The 21,496-nt window shown below is 70.7% G+C and carries 18 protein-coding genes and 1 pseudogene; 11 read left to right on the top strand and 8 right to left on the bottom strand.

The genetic code is table 11. The features are described 5' to 3' along the window. The first annotated feature begins 39 nt into the window (after positions 1-39). Positions 40-696 (top strand): peptidoglycan recognition family protein, encoded by a 657-nt coding sequence (locus tag KV381_RS11600; RefSeq protein WP_030085533.1) that lies wholly within the window; start codon positions 40-42, stop codon positions 694-696. Between the two features lie 4 nt (positions 697-700). Here KV381_RS11600 and KV381_RS11595 read toward each other — a convergent pair whose 3' ends face one another. Both KV381_RS11595 and KV381_RS11590 read right to left on the bottom strand, forming a co-directional pair. Beyond that, the gene (locus KV381_RS11595) at positions 701-925 is read right to left on the bottom strand and encodes a DUF397 domain-containing protein (RefSeq protein ID WP_103537782.1); all 225 of its coding nucleotides are present in this window, start codon (positions 923-925) and stop codon (positions 701-703) included. Then, the gene (locus tag KV381_RS11590) at positions 912-1,736 is read right to left on the bottom strand and encodes a helix-turn-helix transcriptional regulator (RefSeq protein WP_103537783.1); all 825 of its coding nucleotides are present in this window, start codon (positions 1,734-1,736) and stop codon (positions 912-914) included. The genes KV381_RS11595 and KV381_RS11590 overlap by 14 nt, the downstream gene beginning before the upstream one ends. A 177-nt stretch (positions 1,737-1,913) precedes the next feature. Between KV381_RS11590 and KV381_RS11585 the strand changes: the two genes are divergently transcribed. The 3 genes from KV381_RS11585 to KV381_RS11575 all read left to right on the top strand — a co-directional run bounded on the left by KV381_RS11585 (position 1,914) and on the right by KV381_RS11575 (position 4,144). Then, entirely contained in the window at positions 1,914-2,201 is a 288-nt protein-coding gene (locus KV381_RS11585; RefSeq protein ID WP_086779727.1) for a hypothetical protein, read from the top strand. Between the two features lie 129 nt (positions 2,202-2,330). After that, complete coding sequence (locus tag KV381_RS11580) at positions 2,331-3,461, top strand: sensor histidine kinase (protein ID WP_256995046.1); 1,131 nt, start codon at positions 2,331-2,333, stop codon at positions 3,459-3,461. Further along, complete coding sequence (locus tag KV381_RS11575; protein WP_218785165.1) at positions 3,458-4,144, top strand: response regulator transcription factor; 687 nt, start codon at positions 3,458-3,460, stop codon at positions 4,142-4,144. The genes KV381_RS11580 and KV381_RS11575 overlap by 4 nt, the downstream gene beginning before the upstream one ends. A 16-nt stretch (positions 4,145-4,160) precedes the next feature. Here KV381_RS11575 and KV381_RS11570 read toward each other — a convergent pair whose 3' ends face one another. Continuing rightward, positions 4,161-5,876, bottom strand: a complete 1,716-nt coding sequence (locus KV381_RS11570; RefSeq protein WP_193463227.1) for a DHA2 family efflux MFS transporter permease subunit — start codon at positions 5,874-5,876, stop codon at positions 4,161-4,163. Positions 5,877-6,007: 131 nt separating this feature from the next. Between KV381_RS11570 and KV381_RS11565 the strand changes: the two genes are divergently transcribed. The 3 genes from KV381_RS11565 to KV381_RS11555 all read left to right on the top strand — a co-directional run bounded on the left by KV381_RS11565 (position 6,008) and on the right by KV381_RS11555 (position 10,367). After that, positions 6,008-6,559 carry a MarR family winged helix-turn-helix transcriptional regulator gene (locus KV381_RS11565; RefSeq protein WP_218785164.1) on the top strand — a complete coding sequence of 184 codons (552 nt, stop codon included), beginning with the start codon at positions 6,008-6,010 and terminating at the stop codon, positions 6,557-6,559. A gap of 68 nt (positions 6,560-6,627) precedes the next feature. Continuing rightward, positions 6,628-8,853: an ATP-dependent RecD-like DNA helicase gene (locus KV381_RS11560; protein ID WP_218785163.1), complete on the top strand. Its 2,226-nt coding sequence runs from the start codon at positions 6,628-6,630 to the stop codon at positions 8,851-8,853. A gap of 215 nt (positions 8,854-9,068) precedes the next feature. Beyond that, positions 9,069-10,367 (top strand): citrate synthase, encoded by a 1,299-nt coding sequence (locus tag KV381_RS11555; RefSeq protein ID WP_030085548.1) that lies wholly within the window; start codon positions 9,069-9,071, stop codon positions 10,365-10,367. A gap of 581 nt (positions 10,368-10,948) precedes the next feature. Here KV381_RS11555 and KV381_RS11550 read toward each other — a convergent pair. The 3 genes from KV381_RS11550 to KV381_RS11540 all read right to left on the bottom strand — a co-directional run bounded on the left by KV381_RS11550 (position 10,949) and on the right by KV381_RS11540 (position 14,673). Further along, entirely contained in the window at positions 10,949-13,351 is a 2,403-nt protein-coding gene (locus KV381_RS11550; RefSeq protein ID WP_218785162.1) for a cation-translocating P-type ATPase, read from the bottom strand. 102 nt (positions 13,352-13,453) lie between these two features. Beyond that, a complete protein-coding gene (locus KV381_RS11545) occupies positions 13,454-13,771 on the bottom strand; it encodes a heavy-metal-associated domain-containing protein (RefSeq protein ID WP_030077564.1) in 318 nt (105 codons plus the stop codon). Positions 13,772-13,941: 170 nt separating this feature from the next. Then, positions 13,942-14,673, bottom strand: coding sequence for a TetR/AcrR family transcriptional regulator (locus tag KV381_RS11540; RefSeq protein ID WP_193464762.1), 732 nt, complete (start codon positions 14,671-14,673; stop codon positions 13,942-13,944). 158 nt (positions 14,674-14,831) lie between these two features. Between KV381_RS11540 and KV381_RS11535 the strand changes: the two genes are divergently transcribed. Both KV381_RS11535 and KV381_RS11530 read left to right on the top strand, forming a co-directional pair. Then, positions 14,832-17,168, top strand: coding sequence for an MMPL family transporter (locus KV381_RS11535; RefSeq protein ID WP_218785161.1), 2,337 nt, complete (start codon positions 14,832-14,834; stop codon positions 17,166-17,168). A gap of 248 nt (positions 17,169-17,416) precedes the next feature. Beyond that, positions 17,417-18,190 carry a class I SAM-dependent methyltransferase gene (locus KV381_RS11530; protein WP_030625836.1) on the top strand — a complete coding sequence of 258 codons (774 nt, stop codon included), beginning with the start codon at positions 17,417-17,419 and terminating at the stop codon, positions 18,188-18,190. A gap of 54 nt (positions 18,191-18,244) precedes the next feature. Here KV381_RS11530 and KV381_RS11525 read toward each other — a convergent pair whose 3' ends face one another. Beyond that, complete coding sequence (locus KV381_RS11525; protein ID WP_010064909.1) at positions 18,245-18,436, bottom strand: AlpA family transcriptional regulator; 192 nt, start codon at positions 18,434-18,436, stop codon at positions 18,245-18,247. A gap of 224 nt (positions 18,437-18,660) precedes the next feature. Between KV381_RS11525 and KV381_RS11520 the strand changes: the two genes are divergently transcribed. Further along, positions 18,661-19,185 carry a DinB family protein gene (locus KV381_RS11520; protein WP_193464764.1) on the top strand — a complete coding sequence of 175 codons (525 nt, stop codon included), beginning with the start codon at positions 18,661-18,663 and terminating at the stop codon, positions 19,183-19,185. Positions 19,186-19,255: 70 nt separating this feature from the next. On the opposite strand, the gene KV381_RS11515 is transcribed toward KV381_RS11520, so the two are convergent. Continuing rightward, positions 19,256-20,191, bottom strand: coding sequence for a sugar phosphate isomerase/epimerase (locus KV381_RS11515; RefSeq protein WP_193464765.1), 936 nt, complete (start codon positions 20,189-20,191; stop codon positions 19,256-19,258). A 146-nt stretch (positions 20,192-20,337) separates the two neighbouring features. On the opposite strand from KV381_RS11515, the pseudogene iolC reads away from it, so the two are divergent. Continuing rightward, a pseudogene (iolC, locus tag KV381_RS11510) lies at positions 20,338-21,447 on the top strand (5-dehydro-2-deoxygluconokinase); the annotation flags it as partial. Positions 21,448-21,496 lie beyond the last annotated feature (49 nt).

The following is a 21,496-nucleotide window of genomic DNA, read 5'->3' as shown; positions in this document are numbered from 1 at the left end:
CCCCACCGTGCGCCCACCCCTTCACACCAGGAGCCCGCCATGAACCTTCCGCAGCCGTCCCGTCGCCACGTCCTCCTCGCCGGTGCCGGAGGCCTGGCCGCAGCCGCCTTACCGGGCACGGCCCACGCCCGCGACGCCTTCGACGCCGTGGAACCGGACATCGACGGCACGGCGCAGTGGAAGGCCCGCGCGCCCCAGAGCCCGGTGAGCCTGGTGGGCAAGCGGCCGACGAAGATCATCGTGCACCACACGGTCAGCGACAACACCACCGACGTCTCCCGCGCCCAGGCCCACCGACACGCCCACTGGGTCCAGGACCTGCACATGGACCAGAACGGGTGGACCGACACCGGCTACCACTTCCTCGTCAGCCGGGGCGGCTGGATCACCGAGGGCCGCCACCGCAGCCTCAGTACGCTGCGCGGCGGCAGCGACTTCGTCCTCGGCGCGCACACCTCCGGCCAGAACGGCCAGGCCATCGGTATCGCCAACGAGGGCGCGTACCACGACGGCGCACAGCCGCCGCAGGCCCAGTGGGACGTCCTGGTGGCGCTCTGCGCGTACGTCTGCGGGCAGTACGCCATCGCGCCGAGCAGCCTGTACGGACACAAGGACTTCGGCGACACCCTCTGCCCGGGAATCTTCCACGACAAGCTGCCGCAGCTCCGGAGTGAGGTCGCGGCGAGCATGGGCTAAGCGATCAGGCGCAGAGGCGTCCGCTCTTGAGCGCGATGAGGAACGAGGACCAGCCGTCGACGGAGAAGACGACGGCCGGACCGTCGGCGGCCTTGCTGTCGCGGACGGGGACGGTGGCGTGCCCGCGGGCGACCTCAAGGCACTCGCCCTGGTCCCCGCCGCTGTAGCTGGACTTGAACCAGCCCGTGAGGGTGGACGCGTCCGCGATCCTCCGCCTACTGCTGACCATGTTCGTGCTCCTCCGCTGCGGCCCGTACGCGGGCCGCCGACTCCTGGTGCGACAACGCATCGCTCAGAGCAAGATCGTAGGCCGTGCGACTGGACGCGACCAACGTCGGATCATCCATGAAGTTGCCTGTCTGGAAGCCTTCGACGTACGCCACCGGAGCGGAGTCCGCGAAGCTCATCAGAGTCAGCAGGCTCTGCTGGAGAGAGTGGGCCCCGGCCGCGAACGGCAGCACATGCAACCGCAGCCGTCCGGCCTCCGCCATGTCCGCGATCTTCCGCAGCTGCCTGGCCATCACCTGGGGGCCGCCGACCTGCCGCCGCAGCACAGCCTCGTCCAGCAGGGTCCACACCACCGGATTCAACGGGCCGTCGAGGATGCGGGCGCGCTCTGTGCGAATGACAACCTCCTGGTCAACCTCTTCCCTGCGGTGGTTGGGCCGGTAGGCCTGGAACAGGGCCCGTGCGTACTCGTCGGTCTGCAACAGCCCTGGCACGAGCGTCAGCGCGAACTGCTGGATGAGTACCGCCTGCTGCTCCAAGTCCGCCACGGCGGCGAAGTGGTCGGTGTACTTGGTCTCCAGGTCCTGCAGCCACCGCTCGAAGAACCCGTCCGTGTCCAGCGCCCGGTCGATCCGCCGTGCGTCCTCCGGGCTCGGGAGCCGCCGCCCGGCCTCCCAGTGGCTGACGAGGGTCGGAGAGCAGACGACCTGTTCGGCCAGCGCATCCTGCGTCATTCCGGCGGCCAGGCGGCGCAGCCGCAGCTCGTCGCCGTACTTCTGCCGTGCCGTACGCGGCTTGCCGTTCGGTTTCATCCGCACCCAACTCCTCGCCCTGACCAGCGTGCTGTCATGCCCGACCCCCTGGCAGCGTAGCGACTCATGACCCCATTCTGTGATGGATTCGCTACGGAACGAAGCGAAGCCCGTACGTCGACGCACCCCGGAAAGCAGGCCCCCATGAAGCACACCGCCCACGCCGACGCCCCCACGATGCGGCTCCTGCCCTGGACGGGCACGGGCGGGAAGCCCTGTTACGTCGTGGGGGACGGCACCGGCTATGTGTCGCGGAAGGCCGACGAGGTCGAGGGCATCCAGCTCGACATGGCGGACGAGCTGCTCGGTCACGCCGCCGACCTGCTGGCCGACGACGAGTCCACCGCGCCGCAGGTCCGCTTCCTCGCCGGCCGGCTGACCGAGTCGCTGCACCAGATCGTGCGCGTGGCGGAGAGCCGTGGTGCGCGGCTGGACGCGCTCCTGCCGGCCGACGACATGCCGTGAGCCGGGCGTCCGCCCCGTCTTGTCCCGCGCGCCCATCCGCCGATCGGTACAAGTCCGCGTCTGCGACCGGTCGTTCTGTGCCGTTCGGCAGAGAGCCCGGCCGCATCCCACCCCCGTACGCTGATCGCCATGGGGGAATTGACCGGCCCGGCCGTCATGGTGCTCGGCGCCTTGCCGTCGTTCGCGGCAGCGGGCTCACTGGGGTGGGCCGTCGCCTGCCGCCGTTCCGTGGCGCGTCAGCGGTTCGGCCGCCTCGCCCACCCGGCCACGGTGTGCGCGGTTCTCTCGTTGACCACCAGCTTCGCTCTGCCGCAGGCCGGCTCCGGCTGGAAGCTGGTGGAGGCTGCTCTCCTGCTGCTCCTCGTGGCCGTGGTCACCCGATGGTCGCCTCTGCGTGAACTCGCTACGGCCCTCCCGGTGGCCGCCCTCGCGGTGACCCTCTGGCCGCTGCCGCTGGTCACCGGTGAGTCCTTTCTGGAATCCATCGGGATCGGCGCCTTCTGGCTCCTTCCCGTGGTCGGCGCGGTGGCGGTCGGCGCCTATCCCCGCCGCCAGGAACTGCGTCGTCGGCGTGCGGTGGCCGAGGCTCGCCGCACTCAGCGTCTTCAACTCTCGCGCGACCTGCACGACTTCGTCGCCCACGACATCAGCGGGATCGTCGTCCAGGCGCAGGCGGCCCGCTTCGTCGCCGCCACCGACCCCTCCCACGCGGTGCTCGCCCTGGAACGCATCGAGAAGGCGGGGCTGAGCGCCCTGGCCGCGATGGACCGGACGGTGCGGATGCTGCACGGCCCGGAGGCGGCCGCCACCGAACCGCTCCCCGATGTGTCCCAACTTCCCTTCCTCGTCGAAAACTTCACCGCGGCAGGAGCCACCGAGGCATCTCTCGACCTGCCCCGACCGGTCGCGGAGCGGCTCTCCCGCGAGGCGGGCTCCGCCGCGTACCGCATCGTCGTCGAGGCATTGACCAACATCCGCCGGCACGCCCCCGGCGCCTCGCGCGCCACCGTCGTGTTCACCCCCAGGGCCACGACGGTGGAAATCGAGGTCACCAACGACCGTGGCGCGGGGGAGGCTTCGGCCCGGCACGGCTCCCGGGGCGGCCTCGGGATCCCCGCGCTCACCGAGCACGCCCAGGCCCTCGGCGGAACCCTCTCGGCGGGCCCCCACGGCGACGGCGGCTGGCGGCTCACCGCCGTCCTGCCCGCCGACGTGCCCGCCGACCTGCCCGTCGCGCTTCCGAAGGAGAAGACCCCATGACGGCGCCTCTCGGCCCGACCCGCATCCTGATCGCCGACGACCAGGAGGACGTCCGCAGCGGGTTCCGCCTCATTCTCGGCTCGCAGCCCGACATGACCGTGGTCGGCGAGGCGGCGGACGGCCTCACCGCCGTCGACCTCGCCCGCTCCCTCCGTCCCGACCTGGTCCTCGCCGACATCCGGATGCCGGGCCTGGACGGTCTCGAACTGACCCGCCGCCTCGCGGGCCCCGGCGTGCCCGACCCGATGCGTGTCCTCGTCGTCACCACCTTCGACCACGACGACTACGTACGTACGGCCCTGCGCGACGGCGCCTGCGGCTTTCTGCTCAAGCGCTCGGGCCCGGGGCTGCTGATCGAGGGGGTGAGGGCGGCGATGGCGGGGGACATGCTCATCAGCCCCCAGGTCACGGTCCGGCTGCTCCGGAGCCTCGCCCCCGCCGCAGCCCCCGCCCCGGCGGCGGCCCCGGCTCCGTCGGCTCTCACCGCCCGGGAGCAGGAGATCGCCCGGCTGGTCGCCGAAGGCCTCACCAACGCCGAGATCGGCGAGCGGCTCTTCATCACGGCGGGCACCGCCAAGACTCACATCGCCAACGTCCAGGCGAAGGTGAGGGCCCGCAACCGGGTGGGCATAGCCGCCTGGTCCTGGGAGACCGGACTGGCCGGCCCGGCCCCACGGGAGTAGCGCGCGCGGGCCACGGTCACTCCGGCGGCCGAGCCGAAGCCCGCGGGCCCCGGTCCTCCCCGCGAACTCCCGGCCCCACGTCCGTGGGCGGCCTCGACCCCGCGTCCGTACACACCTTCGCCTCCCTTCCCGAACATGCCTTCGCCCCGGCTCCCGTACGGGCCTTCGGCGCCATGAACAGCGTCGCCGCCAGCGCCAGGAGGAGCAGCCCCGCGCAGACGTACCCGGAGAGCTGGACGCCGGCCGCCATCGCCTCGCGGGCCGCCTCCGCCGCCGATGCCGTACGCGGCTCCGCGGCGAGGGTCTCGATCACCGATCCGGCGCTGTCCGTCACCACCCCGCCGAGCCGTTCCGCTTCGGCCGTCGTGACGCCGTCCCGGGTGAGCCGGTCGGTCATTCCGGCGGCCAGGGTGCTGAAGAACAGCGTTGTCAGAAGGGCGATACCGAGGGCCGACCCCAGCTCACGGGCCGCGCTCTGGATGCCCGACGCCTGGCCTCCACTGCGTTCCGGTACGTCCACGAGGACGATGTTGGTGACCTGCGCCGTGGCGAAGCCGACGCCGATCCCGTACACGAACAGCGCGAGCGCGATCAGCCACCAGGAGCTGTCCGTCGACGCGATCAGGGCCAGCGTCGTCAGCCCGGCGGCCTCCAGGACGAGACCGATCCGGACCTGTGCGAGCGCGGGCACGGTCGCGGCCATCGGGAAGCTCGCCCCGGAGGCGGCGAAACTGCCGACGGCCAGGGCGACGAGCGCGAGACCCGCCTCGAACGCGCTGTAGCCGAGGGCGAATTGCAGCCAGAGCGGCAGCACCGCGATGATGCCGAACTCGCCGAGACCGACCATCAGCGTCACGAAATTTCCGTTGCGGAACGAGCGGATGGAGAACAGCCGCACGTCCATCAGCGGCTCGCCGCCCGCCCGGCTCAGCACGGCCTGCCGGTGCCAGAACACCGCCAGCGCCAGTACGGACAGGAGCAGCGCGACGAAGACCGGCGAGAGTCCGCCGGACCAGGAGAAGCCCCCGATCTCCAGCGGTTTCGTCGTCATCAGCCAGCCGTACGTTCGTCCCTCGATCAGGACGAAGGAGAGCAGGCCCAGGCCCACCGCCGACAGCGCCGCGCCGACGCCGTCGATACGGCCGCGGGTGCATGGTGACGCGTCCAGATACCGGAGCACCCCCGCCACGACGATCGCGACCAGCGGGATGTTGATGCCGAAGGCCCAGCGCCAGGAGATGTCGGCGAGCCATCCGCCCAGCAGCGGGCCCACGGCCGCCGCCGCTCCGATGGTCGAGCCCCACACGGCGAACGCCTGACCGCGCGCCCGCCCGGTGAACGTGGCGTTGAGCAGGGCCAGCGAGGTGGGCAGCATCATGGCCCCGCCGACGCCCTGGACGAACCGGGCGAGGATCAGCAGGCCGCCGCTCGGGGCCAGCGCCGCCAGCAGGCTCGTCGCGCCGAACGCGGCGAGGCCCAGCAGGAAGATCCGGCGTGCGCCGTAGAGGTCGCTGAGGCGTCCGGTGACCAGCAGGAGCGCCGCGAACGTGATCGCGTACGACTCCTGGATCCACTGAGCCTCCGACGAACCGATGGAGAGGTCCTCGATGATCGGCGCGAGGATCACGTTGACGATCGTCAGATCGACGACGATCAGGGCCACTCCGAGCGCCACGGCGACGAGGCCCAGCCACTGACGTGCTGTGGGCGGGGCTTCTGCGGGTTCGGTCACGGTGCTTCGACTCCCGTCGATTGCTTTGCCGTAAAGGGATCTATCTTTGCGGCAAAGGTAAATAGCGCGAGGTAGGTTGTCAAACCGGAAGCGGACCGATAGCGGAGCGGAAGCGGGAGTGCGCAGTGCCGATGACGAACGGGCCCGGGGCTGACAGGCGACGGCGCGGGGCCGACGGGCCGGGCGGGGGCGACCGGGAGGCCGTGCGGGTCGACCGCGTGATGGACGGCCTGCGCGCCTTCGGGGCCAACTACACCGAGTTCACCCGCCGCTTCGCCGCCTGGCTCGGGCTGCACTCCACCGACGCCGCCGCCCTCGTCGAGATCCTCTACGCCGAGGACCAGGGCACGCCCCTCTCGCCGGCCCGGCTCAGCGAGCGCGTCTCGCTCTCCTCCGGCGCGACCGCCATCCTCCTCAAGCGGCTGGAACGGGCGGGCCACATCGTCCGTACCCGCGAGAGCACCGACCGCCGGGTGGTGACCCTGCGCAGCAGCCCCGCCATCCGGCCGCGCGCCATGGCGTTCTTCGGGCCGTACAGCGAGCGGATGGCCGAGGCGATGCAGGCGTACTCACCGCAGGAGATCCAGCGGTTCGAGCAGTTCCTCGGCACCCTGCGCTCCACCATGGACGGGCTGTTGGCGAACGAGTACGAGAACGGCGGCCCGACGCCCTCCGCCCCCTGACCTCCCCGCCCCCTGTCCGGTGCTCTGCCGCGAACCGCGCTGTCAGTGGCACCCGGTAGCGTCGGGTCATGTCCAACATGGCCGTCCTCGAAGGGGTCCTGGAGCGGATCACCTACGCCAACGAGGAGAACGGGTACACGGTCGCCCGCGTCGACACCGGGCGCGGAGCCGGGGATCTCCTCACCGTGGTCGGTGCGCTGCTCGGCGCGCAGGTCGGCGAGTCGCTGCGGATGGAGGGCCGTTGGGGCTCGCACTCCCAGTACGGCAAGCAGTTCACCGTGGAGAACTACACCACCGTGCTGCCCGCCACCATCCAGGGCATCCGCCGCTATCTGGGCTCCGGGCTGATCAAGGGCATCGGGCCGGTGATGGCCGACCGGATCACCACCCACTTCGGCGTCGACACCCTCGACATCATCGAGCAGGAACCGAAGCGGCTCGTCGAGGTCCCCGGCCTCGGTCCCAAGCGTACGAAGATGATCGCGGCGGCCTGGGAGGAACAGAAGGCGATCAAGGAGGTCATGGTCTTCCTCCAGGGCGTCGGCGTCTCCACCTCCATCGCCGTCCGCATCTACAAGAAGTACGAGGACGCCTCGATCTCCGTCGTGAAGAACCAGCCCTACCGGCTGGCCGCCGACGTCTGGGGCATCGGTTTCCTCACCGCCGACAGGATCGCCCAGGCCGTCGGCATTCCGCACGACAGCCCCGAGCGGGTCAAGGCCGGCCTCCAGCACGCCCTGTCCCAGTCCTCCGACCAGGGGCACTGCTACCTCCCCGAGGAACGGCTCATCGCGGACGGCGTCAAGCTGCTCCAGGTCGACACCGGGCTGGTCATCGAATGCCTGGCCGAGCTGGCCGCCGACCCGGAGGGCGTCGTACGGGAGAAGGTGCCGTCCCCGGAGGGCGGCGAACCGATCACGGCCGTCTACCTCGTCCCCTTCCACCGCGCCGAGCTGTCCCTCGCCGGGCAGGTCAGACGGCTGCTGAACACCGGCGATGACCGGATGCCGGCCTTCCAGGACGTCGACTGGGGCAAGGCCCTGGCCTGGCTCGCCTCGCGTACGGGGGCCTCGCTCGCGCCCGAGCAGGAGGAGGCCGTACGCCTCGCACTCAGCCGGAAGGTGGCCGTTCTGACCGGCGGGCCCGGCTGCGGGAAGTCGTTCACCGTCCGGTCCATCGTCGAGCTGGCCCGGGCGAAGAAGGCCAAGGTGGTGCTCGCCGCCCCCACCGGGCGCGCCGCCAAACGCCTCGCCGAGCTGACCGGGGCCGAGGCCTCCACCGTGCACCGGCTGCTGGAGCTGAAGCCGGGCGGGGACGCGGCCTACGACCGGGACCGTCCGCTGGACGCCGATCTGGTCGTCGTCGACGAGGCCTCCATGCTCGATCTGCTGCTCGCCAACAAGCTGGTGAAGGCGGTGGCACCCGGTGCCCACCTCCTTCTCGTGGGTGACGTCGACCAGCTGCCCTCGGTCGGGGCGGGGGAGGTGCTGAGCGATCTGCTCGCGGAGGGCGGCCCGGTCCCGGCCGTCCGGCTCACCCGGATCTTCCGCCAGGCCCAGCAGTCCGGCGTGGTCACCAACGCCCACCGGATCAACGCCGGACAGCCTCCGCTCACCGAAGGGCTGAGCGACTTCTTCCTCTTCGTGGAGGACGAGACGGAGGACGCGGGCAAGCTCGCCGTCGATGTCGCGGCCCGCCGCATTCCGGCCAAGTTCGGCCTCGATCCACGCCGTGACGTGCAGGTGCTCGCCCCGATGCACCGGGGCCCGGCCGGTGCCGGCCATCTCAACGGGCTGCTCCAGCAGGCCGTCACCCCGGGCCGCCCCGACCTCCCCGAGAAGCGGTTCGGCGGCCGGGTCTTCCGGGTCGGCGACAAGGTCACCCAGATCCGCAACAACTACGACAAGGGCGAGAACGGCGTCTTCAACGGCACGGTCGGCGTCGTCACCGGCCTGGACGTGGACGAACAGACGCTCACCGTCCGCACCGACGAGGACGAGGAGATCGGCTACGACTTCGGCGAACTGGACGAGCTGGCCCACGCCTACGCCATGACCATCCACCGCTCCCAGGGCAGTGAGTATCCGGCCGTCGTCATCCCCGTCACCACCAGCGCCTGGATGATGCTCCAGCGGAATCTGCTCTACACCGCCGTGACACGGGCCAGGAAGCTCGTCGTGCTGGTCGGGTCCCGTAAGGCGATCGGCCAGGCGGTCCGCACGGTTTCCGCAGGCAGACGCTGTACGGCACTGGATTTCCGGCTCCGGGGCGGCTCGGGAGAAGACTTCTCGTGACCCGTGCACAAAAATGATCGATCAAATCGGTGGGAAACATCACGGAGGTCTTCCGGAACCGCAGTCAAGGGGGCAGGATGAGTAAGTTGGCGGCACTCAGTGCCGTCAGTAGGTCCAATGGACGACCCCGAGTGCACTCTCCTGAGCCGAATGGGGGAGGGTGGAAGACAGTCAGGGCACCTCGAAGAAGAGGCACTACGTCGGTGAGGGATGACGTGAGCGAGCACACCAACAACGCTGTAGTACTGCGGTACGGCGATGACGAGTACACCTACCCGGTGATCGACAGCACCGTCGGCGACAAGGGCTTCGACATCGGGAAGCTCCGGGCCAATACCGGCCTGGTGACGCTGGACAGCGGATACGGCAACACCGCCGCCTATAAATCCGCCATCACGTACCTCGACGGTGAGCAGGGCATTCTGCGCTACCGCGGATACCCGATCGAGCAGCTCGCCGAGCGCTCGTCGTTCCTCGAGGTCGCGTACACGCTGATCAACGGCGACCTTCCGCAGGTCGACCAGCTGGCGACCTTCAAGAACGAGATCACCCAGCACACGCTGCTGCACGAGGACGTCAAGCGGTTCTTCGACGGCTTCCCGCGCGACGCCCACCCGATGGCCATGCTGTCCTCGGTCGTCAGCGCGCTGTCCACGTTCTACCAGGACAGCCACAACCCGTTCGACGAGCAGCAGCGTCACCTGTCGACGATCCGCCTGCTGGCGAAGCTGCCGACGATCGCGGCGTACGCCTACAAGAAGTCGATCGGCCACCCCTTCGTCTACCCGCGCAACGACCTCGGGTACGTCGAGAACTTCCTGCGCATGACCTTCTCGGTCCCGGCCCAGGAGTACGAGCTGGACCCGGTCGTCGTCTCGGCGCTGGACAAGCTGCTCATCCTGCACGCGGACCACGAGCAGAACTGTTCGACCTCCACCGTGCGTCTGGTCGGCTCCTCGCAGGCGAACATGTTCGCCTCGATCTCCGCCGGCATCTCGGCGCTGTGGGGCCCGCTGCACGGTGGCGCCAACCAGTCGGTCCTGGAGATGCTGGAAGGCATCCAGGCCAACGGCGGCGACGTCGACTCCTTCATCCGCAAGGTGAAGAACAAGGAGGACGGCGTCCGCCTGATGGGCTTCGGCCACCGGGTGTACAAGTCCTTCGACCCGCGCGCCAAGATCATCAAGGCTGCCGCCCACGACGTGCTGTCCGCGCTCGGCAAGTCCGACGAGCTGCTCGACATCGCGCTCAAGCTGGAGGAGCACGCGCTCTCGGACGACTACTTCGTCTCGCGCAACCTCTACCCCAACGTGGACTTCTACACCGGTCTGATCTACCGGGCCATGGGCTTCCCGACCGAGATGTTCACCGTGCTCTTCGCGCTCGGCCGCCTTCCCGGCTGGATCGCCCAGTGGCACGAGATGATCAAGGAGCCGGGTTCCCGCATCGGCCGCCCGCGCCAGATCTACACCGGCGAGGTCCTGCGCGACTTCGTCCCGGTCGAGGGCCGCTGACCCGGACCTCGTGTCGAGGACGCTGATCCGGACCTCGTACCGCAGGGCTCCGCACCGCCGGAACCCGCACCCGTACCGCCCGTAGTGCCCGGCCTCTTCGGCCGACTGCCTTCGCCCCGCGTACCGCGCTTCGCACAGAGCGCGGTGTCCGGGGCGATTCGGCGTTCTGGGGGCGCGAGAGGGGGAGAGGGGCGAGAGGGGGAGGAGGGGCGAGCTGGAGTGGGCAGGAAGCGAGAAACGCCCCGCCGCCGATCCCCCCACGGGTCGACGGTCAGGGCGCTTCCCATATCCCGGAGCGGATTCCCCCCACGGGATCCGGCCGGGCGTCTGGCAGGGAGCCGAGGCTCCCGTGTTCTGTTGTGTTCCCTTGTTGTGCTGCGATCCGCCGGGGTACGTACGCACGGGAGGGCCGCTCAAAGCTCCCCGGTGCACGTGCCCCGGCCAAACGCTTGCCACAGGAGCGTCCCCCAAGACACTCCATCGGACGTCCCCCAAGACATCCTTGGCATCGCACTCTAAGACTCACGAACCCACCGGATGGTTACCCTGAATTCGGTGTGATCTAAATCTCTTTGTGGAAGTTACGTGAAGGCACGCAACCGTAGGCTGTTCGTGACGACGAACACGGACGAAAACGCCATGGCGGCTCCCGCGATCATTGGGTTGAGCAGGCCACTTGCAGCCAGGGGCAAGGCCGCAACGTTGTACCCGAAGGCCCAGAAGAGGTTGCCCCTGATGGTGGCCAGCGTACGCCTGGAGAGGCGGATTGCGTCAGCTGTCACCTTGAGATCTCCACGAACCAGCGTGAGGTCGCTCGCCTCGATCGCCGCATCCGTCCCGGTGCCCATCGCCAGTCCCAGATCTGCCGTGGCCAGCGCGGCGGCGTCGTTCACCCCGTCGCCGACCATGGCGACGACCCGGCCCTCCGCCTGAAGGCTCTTCACGACGTTCACCTTGTCCTCCGGAAGTACCTCCGCATGGACCTCGTCGATGCCCACCTCGCGCGCCACGGCCTCCGCCACCGCCCGGTTGTCGCCGGTCAGCAGGACGGGCCGCAGCCCCAGGGCACGGAGCTCGGCGACGGCCTCCGCGCTGCTGTCCTTGACCGCGTCCGCCACCCCGAACACACCCCGCGCCTCGCCGTCCCAGGCCACGACGACCGCCGTACGGCCGTGCCGCCCGGCCTCTGCCAGGGCCTCCGACAGCTCGGCCGGGAGCGGGATCGCCGCATCGGCGAGGAGGCGGGGACGTCCGACGAGGACGGCGTGGCCCTCGACGGTGCCCTGGACGCCGAGCCCGGGGATGTTGGCGAAGTCGTCGGGGGTGGGGAGGGGGCCGGTGGCGTCGGTGGCGGCGGTGGCGATGGCCTGGGCGATGGGGTGTTCTGAGGCGTGTTCGAGGGCTCCGGCGAGCCGCAGCACTTCGTCCTCGGTGGTGGTGTCGGTGGTGTGGGTGGTCTGGAGGGTCATGCGGCCGGTGGTGACGGTGCCGGTCTTGTCGAGGACGATGGTGTCGGCGCGGCGGGTGGTCTCCAGGACTTCGGGGCCTTTGATGAGGATGCCGAGTTGGGCGCCGCGGCCGGTGCCGACCATGAGGGCGGTGGGGGTGGCGAGGCCGAGGGCGCAGGGGCAGGCGATGATGAGGACGGCGACGGCCGCGGTGAAGGCGGCGGTGAGTCCGGCGTCGTTGCCGAGCCAGAAGCCGAGGGTGGCCAGGGCGAGGGCGATGACGATGGGGACGAAGACGGCGGAGATGCGGTCGGCGAGGCGTTGGGCCGATGCCTTGCCGTTCTGGGCGTCTTCGACGAGGCGGGCCATGCGGGCGAGTTGGGTGTCGGCGCCGACGCGGGTGGCTTCGACGACGAGGCGTCCGCCGGCGTTGAGGGTGGCTCCGGTGACGGTGTCGCCGGCCGAGACCTCCACGGGCACGGACTCGCCCGTCAGCATCGAGGCGTCCACGGCGGACGAGCCCTCGACCACGGTCCCGTCCGTCGCGATCTTCTCCCCGGGACGCACGACGAAGCGATCGCCGACGACGAGCTCGCCCGTCGGGACACGTACCTCCCTGCCCGCCCTGAGCACGGCGACGTCCTTGGCGCCCAGATGCATCAGCGCCCGCAGCGCCGCGCCGGACTTCCGCTTCGCGCGGGCTTCCAGGTAGCGGCCCAGCAGGATGAACGTGATGACCCCGGCCGCCACCTCCAGGTAGATCGTCGAGGTGGCGTCGGCGCGCGAGACGGTGAGGTCGAAGCCGTGGCGCATGCCGGGCATGCCCGCGTCGCCGAGGAACAGGGCCCACAGCGACCAGCCGAACGCGGCGAGCGTGCCGAGCGAGACCAGGGTGTCCATCGTGGCCGCGCCGTGCTTCGCGTTGGTCCAGGCGGCGCGGTGGAAGGGCAGGCCGCCCCAGACGACGACGGGCGCGGCGAGGGTGAGGCTCAGCCACTGCCAGGAGTCGAACTGGAGGGCCGGGATCATGGCGAGCAGGACGACGGGGACGGCGAGCACGGCGGAGACGACGAGACGCTGCCGGAGGGAGTCGGAGTCGGTGGAGGCGTCCGGTTCCGCGACACCGCCCGGGGCGGCTTCTGCTTCCGCTTCCGCCTCCGGTTCGGGTTCCGGTTTCGTCTCTGCTCCTGCTTCTGTTCCTGCTCTGGCTTCGGCTTTCGCTTCCGCGTTCGGTGCCGGTGCGGCTTCCGCTGCTGGTGCCGCCGCTGCCGGCGTCTTCCGCTCCGGTCGGGTGACGGGGCGGGCCGTGTAGCCGGTCTTCTCGACCGTGGCGACGAGGTCGCCCAGCTCCAGCCCCTCCCCGAAGGTGACGCGGGCCTTCTCGGTCGCGTAGTTCACCGTGGCGGTGACGCCGTCCATCCGGTTGAGCTTCTTCTCGACGCGGGCCGCACACGAGGCGCAGGTCATCCCGCCGATCATGAGCTCGGCCTCGGAGGCGTCGGCGGCCGGGTGGTCGGCTGCTGCTGTGCTGGCCATGTCCGGAACTCCTGAGAAACGCAGATCGGGCCGTACCCCACCAGTATCGGCTGGTGAGGCCGGCCCGACGACGAACGAGGTGCTGCTGCTCCGGGCAGGCCTTCAGGCGGCCGGGCCGAGGAGCTCGTACCCGGCCTCGTCGACGGCGGCACGGACGGCGTCCTCGGTCAGCGGGGCCTTGGAGGTGACGGTGACCAGGCCGGTGGCGGCGACGGCCGCGACCGAGGTCACGCCCGCGAGCGCGGAGATCTCCTCCGACACGGCGCCCTCGCAGTGGCCGCAGGTCATGCCCTTGACCTCGTACACGGCGGTGACCGCGTCGGTCCCCTCGATCCGCACGTCGGCCGCGCCGTCGTGGCAGGAGCCGGTGGGCGAGCAGCAGGAGCCGGTGGACTGGGCGGTCTCGGTCTCGGCGGTCATGACGTTCTCCTCTTCGCGGACACGTTTCGGCGGCACGGCGGGGCGCATGGGGCCGCAGAGGCCTCCGTGGCGCCCCGTCCACTCCACACTATACCCCTAGGGGGTATGAATGCGCTCCGGTGGTGCCGTGTGTCGGTCGGTGACGGTCCACGGTGGTGGCCGGTGGCGGTCTACGGCGCGTGCGGCGCCTGCTGCGGCACGGCGTCGCAGACCAGGGGGTCCAGGTAGCGGAACATGACCGTCTTCAGCTCCTGGGTGTAGGCCTCGCGCTCCTCGCCCTCGTGGGCCATGATCAGGTCCAGCCCGGCCTTGAAGATCATGAAGGCCATGTCGGCGATCCGGTGGACCTGCTCGGCGGGCGCGTCCGGGAGGTAGCCGGCGAGGACCGATTCGACCCGCGTCAGCATCGTGGCGTGCAGCGTGTCGTGCTCCTCGGTGATCCGGCCCGGGATCTCCGAACCGTGCATCAGGACGGAGAAGGCCGGGTTCTCGCAGTTGAAGGCGATCAGCGGGTCGAGGATGGCGTCCAGCATGCGGTCGAGCGGCAGCTCGATATGGCTCTGCGAGAAGGCGGCGCCGTAGGTGTCCCGCCAGCGGTTGAGCAGCTGGTCGCCGAGCTCGACGGCGATGGCCTCCTTGTTCGGGAAGAACTGGTAGAGCGTGCCCGGCGACACCCCGGCCTCGCGGGCGATGGCGTTGGTGCTGGACGCGGTGTAGCCGCTGGTGCAGAAGACGTCGGCGGCGGCCCGGAGCAGCTGGGCGATGCGGGCCTCGCCGCGGGCCTGGCGGCGGCGAGGGCGGGCGGAGCCCGGCGCTCCGTCGGCCGCATGGGCGGTGGATCCGCCGTCTGCTCCGTCTGCTCCGCCCGCTGCGGCGCCCTTGGTGGCTTTGGCCTCCGACACGGTCAATCCCCGGCTCTCATGATGCGGTTGACAAACACGAGTGGTCGCTCGCATTCTAGTGGAACGCGAGCGACGACTCGTGTTTGCCAGGGTAAGTGGCAATGACCGACCCATGCTGCCTTGTGCTGCCCGGGTCTCGGTGAAGGGGACACCGCACCATGTCCGAAGTCAACCGTTCCGCGCCGCCTTCGGTCGGCGGCTGGACCCGGTTCGTCACCGCCCGGCCGCGGCTCGCGCTGCTGGCCGCGCTGGTGATCACCGCACTCGCCGTGTTCGCCGGGAGCGGGGTGGCGGACCGGATGGGCAGCGGCGGCTGGCAGGCTCCCGACGCCGAGTCGACCTATGCGACCGAGGCGCTGGCGCGGGAGTTCCCCGCCTCCCAGCCCAATCTGCTCCTGCTGGTGGACAGCGGCTCCGCGACGGTCGACGACCCGGCGGTGGCCGCCGAAGCCGCTCGCCTCGTCGAGCGCCTGGAGGCCGAGCAGGGGATCTCGGGCATCGGGTCCTACTGGGGGACGCAAGCGCCCGCGCTGCGCTCCGAGGACGGCCACGAGGCGATCATCGCCGCCCGGATCGGGGGCGACGAGAAGACCGCCGGTGAGACCCTCGACCGGATAGCCCCGGCCTTCGCGGGGGAGCGGGGGCCGGTGACGGTCTCCATCGGCGGGCCCGTCGCCGTGCAGCACGAGATGCAGACGATCATCCAGGAGGATCTGCTGCGGGCCGAGCTGATCGCCCTGCCGGTGACGCTCGTCCTGCTGGTCATGGTCTTCGGCAGTGCCGTGGCCGCGATTCTGCCGCTCGGCGTCGGCATTGTCGCCATCCTCGGTACCAACGCGGTGCTGCGGGGCCTGACGGAGTTCACCGACGTCTCGGTCTTCGCCATGAACCTCACGACGGCCCTCGGCCTCGGACTCGCCATCGACTACGCCCTGTTCATCGTCCGCCGCTTCCGCGAGGAGCTGGCAGGCGGGGCGGACCCCCGGACGGCGGTGGGCACGACCCTGCGGACCGCCGGGCGTACGGTGCTGTTCTCCGCGCTGACCGTGGCCGTGTCGTTGTCGGCCATGCTGGTCTTCCCGCAGTACTTCCTGCGGTCCTTCGCCTACGCCGGGATCGCCGTGGTCCTGCTGGCCGCCGCTGCCGCGCTGATCCTGCTGCCCGCGGCGCTGGTCCTGCTCGGCCACCGGATCAACTCGCTGGACCTGCGCCGGCTGCTGCGCCGCCGCAAGAAGGACACCTCCACCGAGGGCGACTTCGCGGGCACGGGCGCGAACGCGGGCGCGGGCGCTTCGCCCGGCCGGGGCTGGGCGAAGCTGGCGGCGCTGGTGATGCGCAGGGCGCCCGTCTTCGCCGTCGTCACCACCGTCGGGCTCCTGCTGCTCGGACTGCCGTTCCTGGGAGTCAAGTTCGGCACCGCGGACGACCGTCAGCTGCCGGCCGGCGCGGAGTCCCGGGTCGTCCAGGAACACATCCGCGACGGATTCCCCGGCAGCCCCGGCGGCGGCCTGGAGGTGCTGGCCGAGGGACAGGGTTCTCCCGCCGAGTACGCGGACCTGAAGAGCCGGATCGAGCAACTGCCCGGCGTCCTGCGGGTCGACGGCCCGGTCACCGCGGACTCCGTGGCCTACTACAGCGTGCTGCCCGAGGGCGAAGCCGTCGGCGAGGAGACCCAGCAGCTCGTACGGGACCTGAGGGCGGTGCCCTCCGCGGCCTCCCTCGACACCTCGGTGACGGGCACGGCGGCGGTCCTCGTCGACTCCAAGGACGCCATAGCCGACCGGCTGCCCTGGGCGATGGCGATCATCGTGGTCGTGACCCTGCTCCTGGTCTTCCTGCTCACCGGCAGCGTGCTCATTCCGCTCCAGGCGGTCGTGCTCAACGCCCTCAGTCTGACCGCGATGTTCGGAGCGGTGGTCTGGGTCTTCCAGGACGGACATCTCTCCGGACTGCTCGCCTTCACCAGTACGGGCGACATCGAGACGACGCTGCCCGTCCTGATGTTCTGCGTGGCCTTCGGACTCTCCATGGACTACGGGGTCTTCCTGATATCCCGGATCAAGGAGGAGTACGACCGCACCGGCGACCACGAGCACTCCGTCACCTTCGGACTCCGCCACACCGGCGGGCTGATCACCGCGGCCGCCGTCATCCTCGCGGTCGTGATGGTGGCCATCGGCACCTCGCGGGTCACCAACACCAAGATGCTGGGGCTCGGTATCGCCCTCGCCGTCCTGATGGACGCCATGGTGGTGCGCAGTCTGCTGGTTCCGGCGGTGATGAAGCTGATGGGCCGCTCCACCTGGTGGGCCCCCGCGCCTCTGCGGGCCTTCCACCGCAGGTTCGGCCTGAGCGAAGGGGATGCGGCCCCGGCCGGGCCGGCCGCTCCGGAGACTCCGGGCGAACGGGGTGGCCCCGGGGGCGCCGGGCCCACGGCGGAGGTCGAGGAAATATCGGGCGCGGGCGCGGAGATCGCCGAACCGGCGAGACGCTGAGACCGACGAGACGCCGAGATCGGCGAAAGGAAACCGGTTCGGAAACAGCCCTCGGGGAAGCCGGGAAGGGCCTCGGGGCGCCGCGTGACGGGCCCGCGTGGCACCGAACGGATGGCGGGCGGGGGCCGGGTTCCCCGCCCGCTCCGGAAGGCGTCAAAGCCCCGTCGGTGGCATCGGTGAAGCGCCGCTGACCTCGGCTTTCATGCTCATCGAGTCTAAAATTCCCTCAACGGAAAAAGGGGGCCCGGATGGACCGGAACGTTCGTACGGCGGACGACGTATTGGCTTTGATGGACGGTCTGTTCGCTCCGGAGGCGGACCGGTGGACGACCGGTGGGGCGTCCTGGTGGGACGCGTTCTACGCGGACCGGTCGAAGCCGGTGCCGTTCTTCGCGGACAAGCCCGACGAGAACCTCGACGCGTATCTCCGCCGGGGGTGGGTCGCCCCGGGCCGTGCGCTCGAACTGGGCTGTGGGCCTGGCCGTAACGCGCTCCACCTGGCGTCGCTCGGCTTCGATGTCGACGCGGTCGACCTCTCCCCGGCAGCGCTGGCCTGGGCCCGCGAGCGGGCCGAGAAGGCGGGAGCCGGCTCCATCCGGTTCCACCTCGGTGACGCGTTCGCCCTGACGGCGGCGGGGGCGCCCCTGGCCGGACCGTACGACCTGATCTACGACTCCGGCTGCTTCCATCACCTCCCGCCCCACCGGCGGATCAGCTACCTCGCTCTCCTGGAGCGCTGCCTCGCACCCGGCGGTCACTTCGCGCTCACCTGCTTCGCCGCCGGGGAGGGCGGGATGGGTTCGGAACTTCCGGACTCCGAGCTTTACCTGACGGGTGGTCTGCACGGCGGGCTCGCCTATACGGACGACGAGCTGCGCCATGTCTTCTCCGGCCTGACGGAGACAGAGGGGATGGAGGAGGTAGAGCTGCGCCGGATGAACGACGAGGCGCCCGGATCCCCGCTCTTCGGGGAGCCGTTCCTGTGGACGGCTCTCTTCCGCAGGGCGGCCGGCCAGGGGTAGCGAGGTAGCGGGGGCCTGGAACAGCCGCGAGTGCCGAGGTGTCCTCGCCGGGCGTCAACGGCCCCTGTTGCGGGGCCGGGAGGCGACCCAGGCGCGGACGGTGTCGCCGTACCAATACGGCTTCCCGTTCTTCACCTGGTCGGGCGGCGGAAGGAGCCCGTGCTTGCGATAGGAGCGGACGGTGTCCGGCTGGACCTGGATGTGCGCGGCAATGTCCTTGTAGGACCAGAGCGTTCTGTCCGTCATCGGTGACACCTCTCTGCACTTCTCAAGCCGACGATCACTCAGCCTGTGCTCGGTTGAACGACCTTGGCCGACAGGCGGGGTGGGGCTGTCGACCGGCTGTGACAGAAAGCCCGCGTAACGGAGATATGTGTACCGAAACGGTTACTGCTGTGGCAGAAAGGATGAACCGGGGCCGGTGTTGCGGATCGCCGCCACTGTCGGACCCGGGTGCCACGATGAGGGCCATGAGTACTTCCGAACGTCCGATGCCCCCGCTGCTCGCCGACGAACGCACCTCTCTGGAGAGCTGGCTGGACTTCTACCGCGCCACCCTCGCCCAGAAGTGCGCCGACCTGCCCGAGAAGGGCCTGCGTGAGGCGGCCGCCGCGCCCTCGCCGATCACCCTGCTCGGACTGCTCCAGCACCTGGCGGAGGTCGAGCGGAACTGGTTCCGCCGGGTGCTCGCCCAGGAGGACGTCCCACCGCTCCACGCCCCTCCGGCCGGCGGCGGGGACGGGACTCAGGGCCACGCGGGAGGCTGGGAGCTCGCCGAGGACTCCACCCACGAGCAGGCGCTCGCACGGTGGGAGGCCGAGGTGGCGAGGGCCCGGCAGAACTGCGCGGCCCGAGCGCTCGACGACACCAGCCCGTTCATGGGCGGGCAGGTCACGCTGCGCTGGATCTACACGCACATGATCGGCGAGTACGCCCGGCACTGCGGCCACGCCGACCTGATCCGCGAACGCGTCGACGGCCGCACGGGAATCTGACCCGGGGGCCTTGGGGGGACTTGGAGGCCTCGGGTGCCTCGGGGGACTCGGGTGCCTCGGGGCGGAGGCCTCAGGACGCCGGGCCGGGCGAGCGGGTGCCGCCGCAGTTGCGGAGGAACTCGCGGGTGCGGCGCGCGATGGGAAACGGCTTGTCCGGCGGGCAGGGGTACATGTCCTGCTCCACGATCGCGAACAGGTCGACGTCCAGGGCGCGGGCCGCGTCCAGGACCGGTTCCAGGGCGGGGACTCCGCCGGGCGGCTCGCACATCACGCCCCGCGCCACCGCCGGTCCGAACGGCACCTCCTCCGCCACCACCGTTGCCAGGATCTCCGGATCGACCTGCTTGAGATGGAGGTAGCCGATGCGTTCCCCGTACGTCTCGATGAGCTTGACGCTGTCGCCGCCGCAGTAGGTGTAGTGCCCGGTGTCCAGGCAGAGCGAGACCAGGTCCGGATCGGTGGCGTCGAGGAAGCGGTTGACGTTCTCCTCGGTGTCGATGTGGGTGTCGGCGTGCGGATGGACGACGATCCGCAGCCCGAACCGCTCCCGGACCTCCCGGCCCAGCCGCTCCGTCTGGGCCGTCAGGTCCCGCCACTGGGCGGGCGTGAGCGTGCGGTCCTCCAGTACCTCGCCCGTCTTGTCGTCGCGCCAGAAGGAGGGGATGACGACCAGGTGTTCGGCGCCCATGGCCCGGGTCAGTGCGGCGATGTCCGCGACATGCGCCCAGGTCCGGTCCCAGACGTCCGGTCCATGGTGCAATCCGGTGAAAACGGTGCCGGCGGAGACCGTGAGCCCCCGGCTGCGGGTCTCGTCGGCCAGCCTGGCGGGGTCGGTGGGCAGATAGCCGTACGGGCCGAGCTCGATCCACGCGTACCCGGCCTCGGCCACCTCGTCGAGGAAGCGTTGCCAGGGCACCTGCTTCGGGTCGTCGGGGAACCACACGCCCCAGGAGTCGGGAGCCGAGCCGATACGGATGCGGGCCGAGGAGCGGACGGAGGGGGTCATAACGCCCAGCCTCGTGGCGGGTGCGGAAGGGTGTCAAGGGTTCGTCCGAATGTCCGGACAAAATATTGACAGGGTTCCCGGGAGGGGACTAGACCTGGGACCAGCCGGCCACCGGCGGGGCGGACCGGCGGTCCGAAGGGATGCGTATGCCTGAGCCGTACGACGTGATCACCATGGGGCGGATCGGGGTGGACCTCTACCCGCTGGAGGTCGGGGTCCCGCTCGCCCGGGTCGAGACGTTCGGCAAGTTCCTCGGCGGCTCCCCGACGAACGTCGCGGTGGCGGCGGCCCGGCTGGGGAGGCGTACGGCCGTGATCACCCGGACCGGGCAGGACGCCTTCGGCACGTATCTCCACCAGGAACTGGAACGGTTCGGCGTGGACGCCCGCTGGGCGGCGGCCGTGGCGGAATATCCGACCCCGGTCACCTTCTGCGAGATCTTCCCGCCGGACGATTTCCCGCTCTACTTCTACCGGCAGCCCAAGGCCCCTGACCTGGAGATCCACGCCTCGGACCTCGATCTGGACGCGGTGCGCGCGGCCAGGATCTTCTGGATGACGGGCACCGGCCTCAGCGCCGAGCCGAGCCGGTCCGCCACGCTGGCCGCCCTCGCCGCGCGCGGCACCGGCCCGGCGGACGCGTCGGGTACGGCGACGGCGACCGTCTTCGACCTGGACTGGCGGCCGATGTTCTGGGACGGTGGCGACGACAGCACCGAGGCGCCCGCGCGGTACCGCGAGGCGCTGGCCCATGCCACGGTCGCCGTCGGCAACGTCGACGAGTGCCGCATCGCGACCGGCGAACGCGAACCGTACGCGGCGGCCCGGGCGTTGCTCGCGGCCGGGGTGGAGCTCGCCGTCGTTAAGCAGGGCCCGAAGGGGGTGCTCGCCGTCCACCGCGACGGCACCACCGCCGATTGCCCGCCGCTGCCGGTGGAGGTGGTCAACGGCCTCGGCGCGGGCGACGCGTTCGGCGGCGCGCTCTGCCACGGACTCCTCGCCGGGTGGCCGCTGGACCGCCTCGTGCAGTACGCGAACGCGGCCGGCGCGATCGTCGCCTCCCGGCTGGCCTGCTCGTCCGCGATGCCGTTCCCGGACGAGGTCGAGCGAGCCGTCGAGGCCGGCGCCGTCACCGCGGAGCCCGGCGCCCGGGCGGCCCAGGCCGACCTCAGCACTCCGGTCGGCCCTGGCGCAGCGCCGGACCTCGGTGCCCAGACGGCCCGGGAGGCGCGGCAGCCCCCGCCGGACCCCGGCACTCCGCCGCACCCCGGCGCCCAGCCGGCCCCCGGCACTCCGCCGGACCCCA

This window comes from Streptomyces sp. WY228 (genome assembly GCF_019287315.1).
Classification (GTDB): Bacteria; Actinomycetota; Actinomycetes; order Streptomycetales; family Streptomycetaceae; genus Streptomyces; species Streptomyces caviscabies.
Note: the sequence above shows the minus strand (reverse complement) of the source record. Positions and strands in the feature narration are given on the sequence as shown.

What these genes read in the sequence shown, in the direction of transcription:
- KV381_RS11600 (WP_030085533.1), top strand. Translation starts at nt 40, where the DNA reads ATGAACCTTCCGCAGCCGTCCCGTCGCCACGTCCTCCTCGCCGGTGCC.
- KV381_RS11595 (WP_103537782.1), bottom strand. Translation starts at nt 925, where the DNA reads ATGGTCAGCAGTAGGCGGAGGATCGCGGACGCGTCCACCCTCACGGGC.
- KV381_RS11590 (WP_103537783.1), bottom strand. Translation starts at nt 1,736, where the DNA reads ATGAAACCGAACGGCAAGCCGCGTACGGCACGGCAGAAGTACGGCGAC.
- KV381_RS11585 (WP_086779727.1), top strand. Translation starts at nt 1,914, where the DNA reads ATGCGGCTCCTGCCCTGGACGGGCACGGGCGGGAAGCCCTGTTACGTC.
- KV381_RS11580 (WP_256995046.1), top strand. Translation starts at nt 2,331, where the DNA reads ATGGGGGAATTGACCGGCCCGGCCGTCATGGTGCTCGGCGCCTTGCCG.
- KV381_RS11575 (WP_218785165.1), top strand. Translation starts at nt 3,458, where the DNA reads ATGACGGCGCCTCTCGGCCCGACCCGCATCCTGATCGCCGACGACCAG.
- KV381_RS11565 (WP_218785164.1), top strand. Translation starts at nt 6,008, where the DNA reads ATGACGAACGGGCCCGGGGCTGACAGGCGACGGCGCGGGGCCGACGGG.
- KV381_RS11560 (WP_218785163.1), top strand. Translation starts at nt 6,628, where the DNA reads ATGTCCAACATGGCCGTCCTCGAAGGGGTCCTGGAGCGGATCACCTAC.
- KV381_RS11550 (WP_218785162.1), bottom strand. Translation starts at nt 13,351, where the DNA reads ATGGCCAGCACAGCAGCAGCCGACCACCCGGCCGCCGACGCCTCCGAG.
- KV381_RS11545 (WP_030077564.1), bottom strand. Translation starts at nt 13,771, where the DNA reads ATGACCGCCGAGACCGAGACCGCCCAGTCCACCGGCTCCTGCTGCTCG.
- KV381_RS11535 (WP_218785161.1), top strand. Translation starts at nt 14,832, where the DNA reads ATGTCCGAAGTCAACCGTTCCGCGCCGCCTTCGGTCGGCGGCTGGACC.
- KV381_RS11530 (WP_030625836.1), top strand. Translation starts at nt 17,417, where the DNA reads ATGGACCGGAACGTTCGTACGGCGGACGACGTATTGGCTTTGATGGAC.
- KV381_RS11525 (WP_010064909.1), bottom strand. Translation starts at nt 18,436, where the DNA reads ATGACGGACAGAACGCTCTGGTCCTACAAGGACATTGCCGCGCACATC.
- KV381_RS11520 (WP_193464764.1), top strand. Translation starts at nt 18,661, where the DNA reads ATGAGTACTTCCGAACGTCCGATGCCCCCGCTGCTCGCCGACGAACGC.
- KV381_RS11515 (WP_193464765.1), bottom strand. Translation starts at nt 20,191, where the DNA reads ATGACCCCCTCCGTCCGCTCCTCGGCCCGCATCCGTATCGGCTCGGCT.